This is a genomic window from Streptomyces sp. NBC_00885, from assembly GCF_045207475.1.
GTDB lineage: Bacteria > Actinomycetota > Actinomycetes > Streptomycetales > Streptomycetaceae > Streptomyces.
Window position 1 is genome coordinate 8,291,614 of the sequence record NZ_CP108796.1, and the last position, 14,295, is coordinate 8,305,908.

At 70.5% G+C, this 14,295-nt stretch carries 12 protein-coding genes; 9 read left to right on the plus strand and 3 right to left on the minus strand.

The features are described from left to right. Positions 1 to 19: 19 nt before the first annotated feature. A complete protein-coding gene (locus OHA61_RS37760; RefSeq protein WP_406306906.1) occupies positions 20 to 2,011 on the minus strand; it encodes a PQQ-binding-like beta-propeller repeat protein in 1,992 nt (663 codons plus the stop codon). A 245-nt stretch (positions 2,012 to 2,256) separates the two neighbouring features. Here OHA61_RS37760 and polX point away from each other — a divergent pair, with 245 nt between their 5' ends. Beyond that, positions 2,257 to 3,990, plus strand: coding sequence for a DNA polymerase/3'-5' exonuclease PolX (gene polX, locus OHA61_RS37765; RefSeq protein WP_406306907.1), 1,734 nt, complete (start codon positions 2,257 to 2,259; stop codon positions 3,988 to 3,990). A 17-nt stretch (positions 3,991 to 4,007) separates the two neighbouring features. Here polX and OHA61_RS37770 read toward each other — a convergent pair whose 3' ends face one another. After that, positions 4,008 to 4,877: a UbiA family prenyltransferase gene (locus OHA61_RS37770; protein ID WP_406306908.1), complete on the minus strand. Its 870-nt coding sequence runs from the start codon at positions 4,875 to 4,877 to the stop codon at positions 4,008 to 4,010. A 120-nt stretch (positions 4,878 to 4,997) separates the two neighbouring features. Between OHA61_RS37770 and OHA61_RS37775 the strand changes: the two genes are divergently transcribed. The 4 genes from OHA61_RS37775 (at position 4,998) to OHA61_RS37790 (ending at position 8,441) form a co-directional block, all read left to right on the plus strand. Continuing rightward, a complete protein-coding gene (locus OHA61_RS37775) occupies positions 4,998 to 6,053 on the plus strand; it encodes a type III polyketide synthase (RefSeq protein WP_406306909.1) in 1,056 nt (351 codons plus the stop codon). Positions 6,054 to 6,066: 13 nt separating this feature from the next. Next, a complete protein-coding gene (locus OHA61_RS37780; protein ID WP_406306910.1) occupies positions 6,067 to 6,594 on the plus strand; it encodes an isoprenylcysteine carboxyl methyltransferase family protein in 528 nt (175 codons plus the stop codon). Then, complete coding sequence (locus tag OHA61_RS37785; protein WP_406306911.1) at positions 6,591 to 7,607, plus strand: NAD(P)/FAD-dependent oxidoreductase; 1,017 nt, start codon at positions 6,591 to 6,593, stop codon at positions 7,605 to 7,607. The genes OHA61_RS37780 and OHA61_RS37785 overlap by 4 nt, the downstream gene beginning before the upstream one ends. A gap of 69 nt (positions 7,608 to 7,676) precedes the next feature. Then, complete coding sequence (locus tag OHA61_RS37790) at positions 7,677 to 8,441, plus strand: YqjF family protein (RefSeq protein ID WP_406306912.1); 765 nt, start codon at positions 7,677 to 7,679, stop codon at positions 8,439 to 8,441. Positions 8,442 to 8,472: 31 nt separating this feature from the next. Here the strand turns inward: OHA61_RS37790 and OHA61_RS37795 are convergent, their stop codons facing one another. Then, complete coding sequence (locus OHA61_RS37795; RefSeq protein ID WP_406306913.1) at positions 8,473 to 10,131, minus strand: IclR family transcriptional regulator C-terminal domain-containing protein; 1,659 nt, start codon at positions 10,129 to 10,131, stop codon at positions 8,473 to 8,475. Between the two features lie 172 nt (positions 10,132 to 10,303). Here OHA61_RS37795 and OHA61_RS37800 point away from each other — a divergent pair, with 172 nt between their 5' ends. The 4 genes from OHA61_RS37800 to OHA61_RS37815 all read left to right on the plus strand — a co-directional run bounded on the left by OHA61_RS37800 (position 10,304) and on the right by OHA61_RS37815 (position 14,252). Then, complete coding sequence (locus tag OHA61_RS37800) at positions 10,304 to 11,059, plus strand: CoA transferase subunit A (protein ID WP_406306914.1); 756 nt, start codon at positions 10,304 to 10,306, stop codon at positions 11,057 to 11,059. Further along, the gene (locus tag OHA61_RS37805; protein WP_406306915.1) at positions 11,059 to 11,703 is read left to right on the plus strand and encodes a 3-oxoacid CoA-transferase subunit B; all 645 of its coding nucleotides are present in this window, start codon (positions 11,059 to 11,061) and stop codon (positions 11,701 to 11,703) included. The genes OHA61_RS37800 and OHA61_RS37805 overlap by 1 nt, the downstream gene beginning before the upstream one ends. A 43-nt stretch (positions 11,704 to 11,746) precedes the next feature. Then, positions 11,747 to 12,937: a thiolase family protein gene (locus OHA61_RS37810; RefSeq protein ID WP_406306916.1), complete on the plus strand. Its 1,191-nt coding sequence runs from the start codon at positions 11,747 to 11,749 to the stop codon at positions 12,935 to 12,937. A 136-nt stretch (positions 12,938 to 13,073) separates the two neighbouring features. Continuing rightward, on the plus strand, positions 13,074 to 14,252 hold the full coding sequence (locus tag OHA61_RS37815; RefSeq protein ID WP_406306917.1) for a 4-hydroxybenzoate 3-monooxygenase: 1,179 nt from the start codon (positions 13,074 to 13,076) through the stop codon (positions 14,250 to 14,252). The last annotated feature ends 43 nt before the right edge of the window (positions 14,253 to 14,295 follow it).

The window sequence follows — 14,295 nt, forward strand, 5'->3', positions numbered from 1 at the left end:
CGCCCGGTTCCCGGTTGGTTCAAATGCGAACGGCGTAGAGCGTGCTGTCGTCGCTGCCGAAGTACACCGTGTCCTGGGTGACGGCCGGTGAGTGCACCGGAGCGGAGGCGGAGTAGGCCCACAGCTGCTCTCCCGTCGCAGCGTTCACCGCGTAGAGCTTGGTGTCGGCGCTGCCCACGTACACCACCGCGCCTGCTGCGGCCGGAGCGTGGACGTCTCCTGTGGCTGTGAACTCCCATGCGGGCTTGCCCGTGTTGGCGTTCAGCGCGTGCAGTGTTTTGCCGCCCCCCACGTACACCACTCCCTTGGCGATCGCCGGATTGGATCCGACGGAGGCGCCCTCGAATCGCCACACTTGCTTCCCTGTGCCTGCGTCGACCGCGTAGAGAACGCCGTCGGTGCTGCCGAAGTAGACGAGGCCGCCCGCTACGGCCGGGATGCCGGACACGGCCCCGCGAGTGGTGAAGGCCCACCGCTTCTCGCCGGTGTTCGCGTTCACCGCGTAGAGGCTGGTGTCGCTGCTGCCCACGTACACCGTCTCGCCGGACACGACGGGGGAGTGGGTGTCGTTGCCCGTGTCGAAGGCCCAGCGGCGCTTTCCGTCGGCCGCGTCGAGGGCGTACAGCCGGTGGTCCGCGCTGCCCACGTAGGCAACGCCCCCTGTCACGACCGGGGTATGGACGATGCCCTTTGTGGTGAACCGCCAGCGGACCTTGCCCGAACGCGCGTCGAAGGCGTACAGGGTGCGGTCGTCGCTGCCGAGGTACACGCTGCCGCCCAGCACGGTGGGCGCGGAGCCGATGGCCGCGGCGGTGGTGTGCTTCCATCGCTGCTGCCCGTCGGCGGCGTTCAGCGCGTACAGCGTGCCGTCGTTGCTGGCCGCGTAGACGAGATCGCCGGCCACCCTCGGGTAGGACAGCACCGTGCCGGTGGTCGTGAACCGCCAGCGCAGCGATCCCGCGGCGGTCGACTCGCGATCCCGCGTGAATCCCCAGGTGGCGGCTGCCAGCCCGCCGGCCCCCAGGGCACCGGCCGCGGCGTACAGCAGTCGGCGACGGCTGACCGGCCGCTGCGGCAAAGGCTCCGGGGCAGGCTCCGGCAGGCTCGGCTGCTGCTCGGGCACGGGGGAGTGGTCCGCCGAAGTCGATGTCGGCAGGTCCGGGAAAACGAGCGTTCCCGACGTGTCTTCGTCCTGCCAGGGCTTGGGCAGCCAGCCCGCGCCGAGCAGTTCCACAGGGGACCGTCCGCCGGTCAGAGCGGGCATGAGGGCCGACAGGGCCGGGCGGTCGGCAGGCCGCTTCGACAGGCACCAACTGATCAGTTCGCGCAACCCGGCCGGTATCGCCTGGAGTTTGGGCTCCTCGTGCACCACGCGGAACAACAGGGCCGGTACGGAGGCTTCGCCGAAGGGACCGGCACCCGTCGCGGCGAAGGCCAGCACCGAGCCGAGCGAGAACACGTCGGACGAGGGCTCGATCGGCAGTCCCTGGATCTGCTCGGGCGACATATAGCCCGGAGACCCGATCGTGGTGCCCGTGAGCGTCAGTCCGCTGTGCTCGGCGAGCCGGGAGATCCCGAAGTCGATGACGCGTGGCCCGTCCTCGGCAAGCAGCACATTGGCGGGCTTGAGATCCCGGTGGATGAGAGCCGCACCATGAATCGCCGTCAGCGCTTCCACCAGCGCCGCACCGAGCGCCCGCACGGACCGCTCCGGGAAGGGGCCGCCCTTGTGCACCGCTTGCTGGAGCGAGGGGCCGGGAATGTACGCGGTCGCCAGCCACGGCCGGCTTCCGTCGGGGTCCGCGTCGACGACCCCGGCCGTGAAGAAGCCACTCACGGCGCGTGAGGCGATCACCTCGCGGGCGAAGCGCTGGCGGAAGGCGGGGTCTTGTACGTAGTCGGGACGGATGACCTTGATCGCGACTCGCCGACCGCTCGGCGAGTACCCGAGGTAGACCCGGCCCATGCCGCCACTGCCCAACTGGGCGACCAGCCGGTATGGCCCCACCACGGTGGGGTCGTCAGGTCCCAATGGCTCCAAGGCGCCCCCCCCGGGTCACATCCTGGACAAACAACCGTGTCACTTGCGGCGGCAGTGTATCGGGTATTCATGGACATCAGATAGCGAAGGCGATCATCTCAATAAGTAAGATGAGATGAAGGGATCTTGTGTTCCATCTGCCGGGTACGAGCAGGTGAACCCGGGCGGCCATGCCCAGGCGTGCCTCCCCGGCCGTACCGGAGCACCATGAAGGTATGGTCCGGGCGAACGAGGACGTCGCATCACTCCTTCAGGAGTACGCCGACCTGATCGCGATCAGCGGCGGGGACGCCTTCAAGGCGCGTGCCTACGAAAAGGCCGCCCGCGCCGTCGGCGGCTACCACGCGGACGTCTCGAAGCTCGACGCCAAGGCCCTGCGGGAGATCCCCAACGTCGGCAAGTCGATCGCCGACAAGATCGCCGAGTATCTGCAGTCCGGCCACGTCGCCACCATCGAGGAGACCCGGACGTCGATTCCCGCCGGGGTGCGCGAGCTGATCACCATCCCCATGCTCGGGCCCAAGAAGGCCATGGTCCTCTACGAGGAGCTGGGCATCTCCTCCGTGGACCAGCTGCTGGACGCCATCCATGCCGAGAAGCTGCGCGACCTGAAGGGCTTCGGCGAGAAGACCGAGGAGAACATCCTCCACGGCATCTCCCTGATGCAGAAGGCCGGTGGCGGCCGGATCCTCATCGGCGCGGCCATGGACATCGCCGAACAGATCGTCTCCGACCTGTCAGTTATCCCCGGATGCGAACGGTGCACCTACGCGGGATCGCTGCGCCGCATGAGGGAGACGATCGGGGACATCGACATCCTCGTGGCGGCGGAGCAATCGGCGCCGTTCATGGAGGCCCTGAGCGGCCTTCCCCAAACGGCCGAGGTCATCGCGCACGGCGAGAAGAAGACCTCCATCCGCACCACCAAGGGCCTCCAGGTGGATCTGCGAGTCCTTCCGCCCGAATCCTGGGGAGCGGGACTGCAGTACTTCACCGGATCCAAGGCGCACAACATCCGCACCCGTGAGATCGCGGTACGCCACAAGCTCAAGCTCTCCGAGTACGGGCTCTTCCACGCCAAGAGCGGCGAGCTGATCACCTCGGAGTCGGAGGAGGACATCTACGACAGGCTCGGCCTGCCCTGGATCCCGCCGCCCCTGCGTGAGGACAGAGGGGAGATCGCGGCAGGAATGCGTGGCGAACTCCCCGACCTGCTGGCCGAGAAGGACATCAGGGGCGACCTGCACACCCACACCGACCTCACCGACGGACTCGCCCCCCTGGAGGACATGGTCGCCGCCGCTGCGGCCCGGGGCTACGCGTACTACGCGATCACCGACCACGCCCCGAACCTCTACATGCAGGGCATGACCGACGAGAAGATCCTGGCTCAGCGCGAGCGGGTGCGCGAACTCGACAGGAAGCACCACGGGATGCGGCTGCTTCACGGAACGGAGCTCAACATCGGCCCGGACGGGGAGGTCGACTGGCCCGGCGACTTCCTGGCGGGCTTCGACCTGTGCGTGGCCTCTGTCCATTCGCACTTCAACCAGAGCCGGCAGGCGCTCACCCGCCGGCTCGTCCGTGCCTGCGAGAACCCGCACGTGGCCGTCATCGGCCACCCCACCACTCGCCGGATCGGCAAGCGCCCCGGCATCGACGCCGACTTCGACGCGGTCTTCGAAGCCTGCGCGAGAACGGGCACCGCCCTGGAGATCAACGCGCATCCGGAGCGACTCGACCTCTGCGACGAGGACATCCTGCGCGCCAAGCGGTACGGCGTGAAGTTCGCGGTGAACTCGGACGCGCACTCCACCACGCATCTGCCCTACATGCGCTACGGAGTGGGCACGGCGCAGCGCGGATGGCTGACCAAGGACGACGTCATCAACACCTGGCCGCTGACGAAGCTGCGCCGGTTCCTGCGCAAGGGCGGCGCGGGGGCGTAGTGCTGTTGAAGCCGGCGTCACGAAAGGGCGGTGCCCCACGCCAGGAGCAGTGCCACATCGGCCGCCGCCACCGCGACCGTCCCGGCGAACGCCGCCTTGCGCCAGTACCGGCCAAGTGCGAGCCCCGCGACCGCTGTCGGCACTGCCGCGAACAGCGTGGCCGCTCCCCATGGGCCCGGCGGTCCCGCCGGGCCCACTACCAGGACCGCCGTTGCCGCCACCAGGGGGACCGGCAGCAGCAGCCGGGTGCCGGTGACGCCCAGCCGGTGCGGCAGTCCGCACACCCCGCTCCGCAGATCGTCGGGGATGTCGGGGAGTACGTCGCCCAGATGGGCCGCGATGCCGAGGAGTGCTCCGGCCGTCACGGCCCACCACGCCGGCCAGGGACGGCCGGGCGTGCTCAGGGTGACGAACGCGGGAAGACTGCCGAATCCGACCGCGTACGGGACCCAGGACAGCGCCGTCGCCTTCAGTTTCACGTTGTACGCCCATGCCGCGGCGACCGCCGCGAGGTGCACCGTACCGGCGGCAAGGCCGCAGGCCAGCGACAGCGGCACGCACAGCAGGAGCGCGGCGTACGCCGCGGCCCACACAGCGCCTGAGCCCACGCAGCCGTCGGCCACCGGTTTGCCCCGGCGGCCGGCCGCGGCGTCGCGCCGGGCGTCGAAGGCGTCGTTGCACCAGCCCACCGAGAGCTGGCCGGCCAGCACGGCCGCGCCGATCAGCGCGCAACGGGCGCCGCCGAGGCGGGCGCTGACGGCCAGTCCGGTGGCCAGGACCGTCACCGCGACCACCGGTCCCGGATGGCAGGACAGAACCAGCCCGGCCGCGCGGCGCAGGGGCCACGAGGCCGGGGCGTACGCGGGTGACCGATCCGTGGTGCCCATCGTGCGATCGTAGGCACTGTGAGGCGCAAGGGTGTGACAGCCGCACGGGCGACTTCAGGTGTCCCGGGCCCGCGCGCGGGCTAGGAATGGGCCCATGATGCCTCCCAGGCGGGAAGCCGGATGACCCGGATCGCAGCTGTTCACGGCACTCTGGCACCCCACCGCCACCCCCAGCGCGACATCACCGACATGGTGGCTCGCACTTGCCTGCCACCGGGCGCCGACCGCCGTGTCCTCGATCGCCTTCACGAGAACGCAGCTGTGCGTACGCGGCACACCGTGCTGCCCCTGGAACGCTACGGCGAACTGGACGGCCTCGGCGCCGCCAACGACGTGTTCATCACGGCGGCCACGAGCATGGGCGCCGAGGTGGTCCGCGGTGCGCTGCGGGCCGCGGGGCTGCGGCCCACCGATGTGGACCTGCTGATGTTCACCTCCGTCACCGGCGTGGCCGCGCCCTCCGTCGACGCCCGGCTCGTCGGGCGTCTCGGCCTGCGGCCCGACGTGAAACGGCTGCCGGTCTTCGGTCTCGGCTGCGTCGCAGGAGCGGCCGGTGTGGCCCGGCTGCACGACTACCTGCTCGGCCGGCCCGACCACGTGGCCGTGCTCCTGTCCGTCGAACTCTGCTCGCTCACCTTCCAGCGCAACGACACGAGGCCCGCCAACCTGGTGGCGACCGCGCTGTTCGGCGACGGGGCAGCGGCCGTGGTGGCCGTCGGCGACAGCGCGGCCCGGGCGGCAGGCCCCGAGGTGGTGGCCACCCGCAGCCGCATGTACCCCGACACCGAACACCTCATGGGCTGGGACATCCAGAGCTCCGGCTTCGGCGTGGTGCTCGACGCGGCCATCCCCGACGTCGTGCGCCGCCATCTCAAGGGCGACGTCGAGGGGTTCCTGGAGGAGCACGGCCTCAAGCCGAAGGACGTGGCTCACTGGGTGTGCCATCCCGGTGGACCCAAGGTCCTGGAAGCCGTATCCGACGCTCTCTCCCTGCCCGACGGCGCCCTCGACGTCACCTGGCGCTCGCTTGCCAGCGTGGGCAACCTGTCCTCGTCCTCGGTCCTGCACGTCCTTCGGGACACGCTCCAGCAGAAGTGTCCCGAACCGGGAACGCCCGGTCTGCTGCTGGCCATGGGACCGGGATTCTGCTGCGAACTGGTGCTGCTGCGCTGGTAGTTCGGAGAAACCGATGATCTGGTACACCGCCGTGGTGCTGGCTGTCGCGGCCGAGCGACTCGCTGAACTCGCCGTGGCGCTGCGCAACACCCGCTGGAGCCGGGCACGTGGCGGCATCGAAACCGGCAGAGGCCACTACCCCGCCATGGTCGCCCTGCACACCGCCCTGCTGGCGGGCTGCCTGGCCGAAGTCCGGCTGGCCGGCCGCCCGTTCCTGCCGCTGTTCGGCTGGACGATGGTGGCCGTGGTCGTGGCCGCCCAGGCCTTGCGCTGGTGGTGCATCCGTACGCTCGGACGTCAGTGGAACACCCGGGTCATCGTCGTCCCGGGTCTGCCCCTGGTGACCGGCGGGCCCTACCGATGGCTGCGCCATCCCAACTATGTCGCGGTCGCCGCCGAGGGGCTTGCCCTGCCACTGGTCCACGGTGCGTGGGTGACCGCCCTCGCCTTCACGGCGCTCAATTCCGTGCTCATGGCGGTCCGCATCCGGTGCGAGGACGGGGCTCTGGCTCTCGCGGCAGCCGGGGGAGTGCGGACGTGATCGACGTACTGGTCGCGGGCGGAGGCCCGGCCGGCCTGGCGGCCGCGATCCATGCCGCCGGGGCGGGGATGGAAGCCGTGGTCGTCGAGCCGCGCCCCGCTCCCGTCGACAAGGCGTGCGGCGAGGGAATCATGCCCAGCGGTGTGGCGGCGCTGCGTTCGCTGGGTGTCGACGTGTCGGGCCGTGAACTGCGCGGGATCCGCTACCTCGACGGTGCCCGTCGTGCGGAGGCAACGTTCCGGGACCGCCCTGGGCTCGGCGTACGGCGGACGGAGCTGCACGACGCCCTGTATCAACGGGCCCTGGACGTCGGGGTGAAGATCGTGCCGGGCAAGGTGGGGGAGATCCACCAGAGCCACGACCGGGTCAGGGCTGGGGGGCTGACGGCGCGTTGGCTGATCGCCGCCGACGGCCTGCACTCACCGCTGCGCCGCGCGCTCGGCCTGGACGGTCCCGGGGGAGCAGGACACCGTCGCTACGGCCTGCGGCGCCACTATCGCATCCCGCCGTGGGCCGATTTCGTGGAAGTCCACTGGTCCCGCCACGGTGAGGCGTACGTGACGCCGGTCGGTGACGACCTGGTCGGGGTCGCCGTGCTCAGCCGCCACCGTCGCTCCTACGAGGAGCACATGGCGGGATTTCCCGTACTCGCCGAGTTGCTCCGGGACCGGGAGGCGAATTCCGTACGCGGCGCCGGACCGTTGCGGCAGCGGGCCCGGACCCAGTGGTCCGGGCGGGTAGTGCTTGTCGGTGACGCGGCCGGCTATGTCGATGCCCTGACGGGTGAGGGTGTCGCCCTGGCGCTTGCGACGGCCGCGGCCGCCGTTCGATGTCTGGCCGCCGACCGTCCTCAGGACTACCCCGCGCAGTGGGCGCGGCTGACCCGGCGCCACCGTCTGCTCACCGAGGGTCTGCTGCGAGCCGCCCGGTACCCCGGCACGGCACGCCTGATCGTTCCCGCGGCCCACCGCCTGCCGGCTGCGTTCAGAGCGGCGGTGCATGCACTGCAGTAGGCGCAGGCCAGGAGCCGGGCCGCGACCCTGGCGCCCGGCTGCATAGGGGGACTCTGAGATCCTGACAGGGTGCTGCACACACCACGTCCTCCCCAGTCCATAACGGCGGACTCACCGCACCCCGAGGTGAGCCCCCTGCTCACCCAGTCCTGGCTGGACCTGGCGTTCCTGCACTGGGCCGCCGACCCTGCGGACGTGGCACCGCTCCTGCCGCCCGGCACGACTCCCGACACTCTCCACGGGGTCACCTACGTCGGACTTGTCGCCTTCCGGATGCACCGCGTCGGCTGGTTCCGCCTGCCCGGCGTCCCCTACCTGGGCACGTTTCCCGAGACCAACGTCCGTCTCTACTCGCGCGATGCCCATGGGCGGCGCGGGGTGGTCTTCCGGTCGCTCGATGCCTCCCGGCTGATCCCGGTGGCTGTCGCACGAGCGGCATTCCGGCTGCCGTACCTGTGGTCTCGTATGTCGATCCGGCGGGACGGCGACGTGCTCACCTACACGAGCACACGGCGCTGGCCCGGGCCGCGAGGCGCGCACAGCCGGATTGCCCTGCGGATCGGTGAGCGGGTCGAGAACCCAAGCGAGCTGGAACACTTCCTGACCGCCCGCTGGGGCATGCACAACACGTTCTTCGGCCGGTCGGTATACCTGCCCAACACGCATCCGCGCTGGCCCCTTCACCACGGCGAACTCATCGAGTGCGACGAGGACCTGGTGAGGGCGGCAGGACTGCCCGAACCGGAGGGAGAGCCGGTGAGCGTGCTGTATTCGCCGGGCGTCCCGGTGCGCTTCGGCCGCCCGGCCCGCCCCGGCGGTATCCCGACCCCCTGAGTGTCCCCGCAGGCGCGCCCCAAGGCCCGGCTCAGGCCGTCGGGATCCTCGTGAAGCGCCCCGCGATGTGGAGGTCGGCCTCGATCCCGGCGGCGGTCGCCCGCAGCTCGGGAAGGACTTCAGCCAGGCACTGCTGAACCGTGCGGCGGCTGCTGTGCATGGCGACGTTCACGGCCGCGACCGGCTTTCCGTCAAGATCGCGCACCGGTACGGCGAGTGAGCGCAGGCCCTCCTCGAGCTCCTCGTCGATCAGCGCGTACCCCTCTTGTGCCACGCGCTCCAGGACCGCTCGAAGTTCCGGCAGGCCGGTGACGGTCCGGGGTGTCAGCGCCCGCCGTTCGGTGCGCTCCAGCCGGTCGGCGCGTTCCTGCGGTGGCAGGCCGGCCAGCAGGACGCGGCCCATGGACGCCGCGTATGCAGGAAATCTCGTACCGATCTGGATGTTGACGCTCATGATCCGGCCGGTGGCAACGCGGGCCGTGTACTGGATGGCGTCGCCGTCGAGCACGGCCAGGGAAGCAGAGTCGTGCACCTGCTGGACGAGGGTGAGGAGATGGGGCGAGGCGATCTCGGAGAGTGTGGTGTGCGACAGCGGCGGACAGCCGAGCGCCAGCACGCTCGGGGTGAGGCGGAAGGTCCGCTCCCGCCCTTCCACGTACCCCAGGTGCTCCAGCGTGATGAGGGCGCGCCGGGCAGTGGCACGGGCGAGACCGGTGGCCTCCGCGACGGCGGCGAGAGTGAGTTCCGCCCTGCCCTCCCCGAAGGCGGTGATCACCGTGAGGCCGCGCGCGAGCGACTCCACGAACTCCGCGCCGAGCTCCTGCTTGGAGGCGCTGGTCCAGTCGGCCAGTCCACCGGCGGGCGGCTCGTCGGCCCGCTCTTCGTCTGCCGGGTGACTCAGGCGCTGTTCCATCGCGGCAACGGCATCGCGCGCCCGTGGCAGCAGTGACTCCCGCAGCGACTCGGCGCTGTGGCGGCTGGTGTGGCTCACCAGGCTCACGGCGCAGACCACTTCGCCGTCGGGGGCCCGGACCGGCAGTGCGAGGGCGATCAGTCCCGGCTCGATCAGCTGGTCGTCCGCGGCCCAGCCCTGCGCGCGTGCCTCGGCGGCGCGTTCTTCGAAGGCGGGCGCGTCCCCGGCCGCGTGGGGAGGCGGCAGAGCGGGCAGGAAGGGATCGGCTGTCCGCCGCCCGTGCCAGTGCGCCCACTCCTCCTCGCTCCAGTACGCGGCGAACACCGTTCCCTGCGCGGTGCGTTCGGCGGGCAGCAGATCCCCGATGCGGAAGGTGAGGGACATGGCCCGGCGCCGGGTGGTCTGATGGACGAAGCGGACGCCGTCACGGTCGGGCACCGCCAGGGACACGGACTCGTCGACCTCGGCGGCAAGCTTCTCGGCAAGCGGGCCGAGCAGTCCCGGCAGCCGGATCGCGGCCAGATAGGCGTTGCCGAGTTCCATGAGGCGCGGCGCCAGGACGACGCGGTGGCCGTCGAGCCGGAGATAGCCCATGCGTGCCAGGGTGGCCGCAATGCGGTCGACGGTGGAGCGGGCGAGGCCGGTCGATCGTACGAGCTCGCTCACGGTCATCAGGCCGCCGGCCTCGCTGATGTCACGCAGCACGCAGATGCCGCGCATCAGCGGCCCTACGGCTTCGGCGGGTGCCGTGTCGTTGGTCGGCGTCGTGACGGCCATCGGCCCTCCGTGCGGTTGTGGAGGGGGTCCTTCCGGGGCCCTCGGCGTTCCGTGCAGCCGTTGACATTGCGTGGCTGGTGAACGCACACTCCCGAGTAGAAGTGAACTGTAGTTCATCTGGCGAACAAGGACACCCCGCAGGTTCTCTCGGCCGGTGACAAGGACCCCCTCCATGAACAAAGCCACGCAGAGCGCCGCCGAGGCGATCGCCGACATCGGCGACGGCGCCTCACTGGCCGTCGGCGGCTTCGGGCTCAGCGGTGTGCCCAACACACTGATCGCGGCGCTCCTGGCTCGCGGTGTCCACGGGCTGCAGGTGGTCTCCAACAACTGCGGGGTGGACGGCGCGGGGCTCGGCACCCTGCTCGCCGCGGGCCGCATCGCCCGCGTCACCGGCTCGTACATCGGCGAGAACAAGGAATTCGCCCGCCAGTACCTAGGTGGCGAGCTGGAGGTCGAGCTCGTCCCCCAGGGCACTCTCGCCGAGCGGCTGCGGGCCGGTGGCTGCGGCATCCCCGCCTTCTTCACCCCCGCCGGAGTCGGCACCCAGGTCGCCGACGGCGGTCTGCCCCGCCGGTACGCAGCGGACGGCCGGGTGGCCAAGCCGAGCCCCGCCAAGGAAATCCGCACCTTCGACGGACTCGAGCATGTCCTCGAGTACGGCATCACCACCGACTTCGCGCTCGTACGGGCCGCACAGGGCGACCGCTGCGGCAATCTCGTCTTCAGCAAGACATCCCGTAACTTCAACCCCCTCGCCGCGATGGCGGGCCGCGTGACCATCGCCGAGGTCGAGGAACTCGTCGAGCCCGGCGAGATCGACCCCGATGCCGTCCATCTGCCGGGGGTGTTCGTCCAGCGCGTGGTGGTGCTCACCCCCGGGCAGGCCGCCGACAAGCAGATCGAGAAGAGGACGGTACGAGGCTGATGGCCTGGACACGAGCCGAGATGGCTGCCCGCGCGGCCGCCGAGCTGACCGACGGCTCGTACGTCAACCTCGGCATCGGGCTGCCCACGCTCGTCCCGGGCTTCCTTCCCGAGGGCGTGGATGTGGTGCTCCACTCGGAGAACGGGATCCTCGGCGTCGGGCCCTACCCGGCACCCGACGAGATCGACCCCGACCTCATCAACGCGGGCAAGGAGACCGTCACCGTCCGGCCCGGAGCCGCGTTCTTCGACTCTGCACTCTCCTTCGGCATGATCCGCGGCGGCCACATCGACACGGCCGTCCTCGGTGCGATGCAGGTCTCCGCCACCGGCGACCTCGCCAACTGGACGGTCCCTGGCAAGATGATCAAGGGTATGGGAGGCGCCATGGACCTGGTCCACGGAGCCCGCCGCGTCATCGTCCTGACCGGCCACACGGCCAAGGACGGCTCACCGAAGATCGTCCAGGAGTGCACCCTGCCGCTCACCGGCAAAGCCTGCGTGCACCGCATCATCACCGACCTCGCCGTCCTCGACGTCACCGGGGACGGGCTGCACCTGGTCGAGACCGCACCCGGGGTCACTCCCGACGAGGTACGGGACAAGACCGCCGCGCCCGTCCACATTCCCCTCTCCACCAGCTGACACCCCCGACCGCCATCACCCTCCGCCCGCACCAGGAGCTGACATGACCGACCGCCTTCGTGATGTCTATGTCGTCGACGCCGTCCGCACGCCGATCGGCAAGTACGGCGGCGCCCTGTCCGGCGTACGCCCCGACGACCTCGCAGCCCATGTGCTCGGCGCCCTCGTCTCCCGTACGCCCGACCTCGACCCGGCCCGTATCGACGACGTCTTCTTCGGCAACGCCAACGGCGCGGGGGAGGAGAACCGCGACGTGGCCCGCATGGCCGTGCTGCTGGCCGGGCTCCCCGTCACCGTGCCCGGCGCCACGGTCAACCGGCTCTGCGGCTCCGGCATGGAAGCGGTCATCCAGGCGGCCCGGGCCATCGCCGTCGGGGACGCGTCCATCGCCGTCGCGGGCGGCGTCGAGTCGATGAGCCGCGCGCCCTGGGTGGTACCCAAGCCCGAACGCGCCTTCCCCGCGGGCCACCAGGAGATGTTCTCGACCACGCTTGGGTGGCGCATGGTCAACCCGCGCATGCCCAAGGAGTGGACGGTCGCCCTCGGCGAAGGCGCCGAACTGGTCGCCGACCGCTACGGAATCGACCGCGAGGCACAGGACGCCTTCGCCCTCGAAAGCCACCAAAAGGCCGCGCGTGCCTGGGACGCGGGACTGTACGACGCGGAAATCGCCGTGGTCGACGGCGTCGACCTGAACCGCGACGAATGCATCCGCGACACCACGTCGACCGAAGCCCTCGCCAAGCTCAAGCCCGTCTTCCGTCAGGGCGGCACCGTCACGGCGGGTAACTCCTCACCGCTCAACGACGGCGCCGCGGCTCTGCTGCTCACCGATGAGGACGGCCTGCGCGCCACCGGCCGCGAGCCACTGGCCAGGATCGGCGCCACGGCCGTGACCGGCATCGAGCCCCAGTACTTCGGAGCCGGACCCGTCGAAGCGGTCCACCGCGCGCTCAAGAAGGCCGGACGCGGCCTCGGGGACCTGCACACGCTCGAACTCAACGAGGCGTTCGCGGCCCAGGCGCTCGCCTGCATCGGACAGTGGCCAGGACTTGACCCGGCCGTGGTCAACCCGCGCGGCGGGGCCATCTCCATCGGCCATCCGCTCGGCGCGTCGGGCGCCCGCATCACCGGAGCCGTCGCCCACCAGCTCGCCGCGGCAGGTTCCGGTACCGGAATCGCCGCCCTGTGCATCGGTGTCGGCCAAGGCCTGGCACTCGTACTGGAGAAGTGACCGGATAGCCGTATCCGGGCGGGTACTCGCCCGGGCGGGCCGGCCGGGACCGCGCCCGCGACGTCATGGCAGTACGCACATCAGTGTCCGGAGATGGGGGGCAGAATGTGAACCACCCCCGGAAAGAAGGCTGCTGATGCACACCACCGTCGGCATCATCGGCGCAGGCCCCGCCGGACTACTGCTCGCCCGGCTGCTGCGCAACGCCGGCATCGACAGCGTGACCCTCGAATCACGCGACCGGGCCCACGTCGAGAACCGCCAGCGGGCAGGCATCCTCGAACAGGGCACCGTGGACGCCCTGCGCTCCGCCGGAGTCGCCGAGCGCATGGACCGCGAGGGGATGGTCCACGACGGCATCGAGCTGCGCTTCGACCGCGGCGCCCACCGGCTCGACTTCCTCGCCCTCACGGGTGGCAGGAGCGTGACGGTGTACCCGCAGACCGAGGTGGTCAAGGACCTGATAGCCCGCCAGCTCACCGACGGCGGACCGCTGTTGTTCGAGGCCCAGGTGTGCTCCGTGGAGGACGCCGACAGCGACCGGCCGCTCATCCGCTACCTCCACGAGGGACGGGAGCAGAATCTCACCTGCGACTACGTCGTGGGCTGCGACGGCTTCCACGGGGTGACGCGCAACGCCGTCCCGGAGTCGCTCCGCACGACCTACGAGCGGATCCATCCTTACTCCTGGCTCGGGATTCTCGCCCAAGCGCCCCCGGTCTACGACGAGTTGATCTACGCCCATTCCGAGCGGGGCTTCGCCCTGGCCAGCATGCGGTCGCCCGCCGTCAGCCGCCTGTACCTCCAGGTCCCGAGCGACACCGATCCCGCCGACTGGCCGGAGAAACGTGTCTGGGACGAGCTGGACGCCCGCTTCGCCATCGACACCGACCCCGGCTGGAAGCTGGAGAGAGGCCCGGTCTCTGCCAAGTCCGTTCTGCCGATGCGCAGTTCGGTCACCGAGCCGATGCGTTTCGGCAGCGTCTTCCTGGCCGGGGACGCGGCTCACATCGTCCCGCCGACGGGCGCGAAGGGCCTCAATCTGGCGGCATCCGACGTCATCGTCCTGGCCCGCGCGCTGATCCACGAGCAGAACACGGGCTCGACGGAACTGCTCGACGCCTACTCCGACACGTGCCTGCGCCGGGTGTGGCGAGCGGAACACTTCTCGTACTCCATGACGACGATGCTCCACACGGATCCGGCGCAGTCCGCGTTCGACACCCGTCTGCAGCTGTCCCAGCTGCACCGCGTGGCGCACTCGCGGCACGCGGCGGCGGAACTGGCGGAGAACTACACGGGGTTGCCGGTGTAGGGCAGACAAGCCGGACTCCATCGCCGCCGCCTGCGGACCGGGC

What these genes read in the sequence shown, in the direction of transcription:
- polX (WP_406306907.1), top strand. Translation starts at nt 2,257, where the DNA reads ATGGTCCGGGCGAACGAGGACGTCGCATCACTCCTTCAGGAGTACGCC.
- OHA61_RS37770 (WP_406306908.1), bottom strand. Translation starts at nt 4,877, where the DNA reads ATGGGCACCACGGATCGGTCACCCGCGTACGCCCCGGCCTCGTGGCCC.
- OHA61_RS37775 (WP_406306909.1), top strand. Translation starts at nt 4,998, where the DNA reads ATGACCCGGATCGCAGCTGTTCACGGCACTCTGGCACCCCACCGCCAC.
- OHA61_RS37780 (WP_406306910.1), top strand. Translation starts at nt 6,067, where the DNA reads ATGATCTGGTACACCGCCGTGGTGCTGGCTGTCGCGGCCGAGCGACTC.
- OHA61_RS37795 (WP_406306913.1), bottom strand. Translation starts at nt 10,131, where the DNA reads ATGGCCGTCACGACGCCGACCAACGACACGGCACCCGCCGAAGCCGTA.
- OHA61_RS37800 (WP_406306914.1), top strand. Translation starts at nt 10,304, where the DNA reads ATGAACAAAGCCACGCAGAGCGCCGCCGAGGCGATCGCCGACATCGGC.
- OHA61_RS37805 (WP_406306915.1), top strand. Translation starts at nt 11,059, where the DNA reads ATGGCCTGGACACGAGCCGAGATGGCTGCCCGCGCGGCCGCCGAGCTG.
- OHA61_RS37810 (WP_406306916.1), top strand. Translation starts at nt 11,747, where the DNA reads ATGACCGACCGCCTTCGTGATGTCTATGTCGTCGACGCCGTCCGCACG.
- OHA61_RS37815 (WP_406306917.1), top strand. Translation starts at nt 13,074, where the DNA reads ATGCACACCACCGTCGGCATCATCGGCGCAGGCCCCGCCGGACTACTG.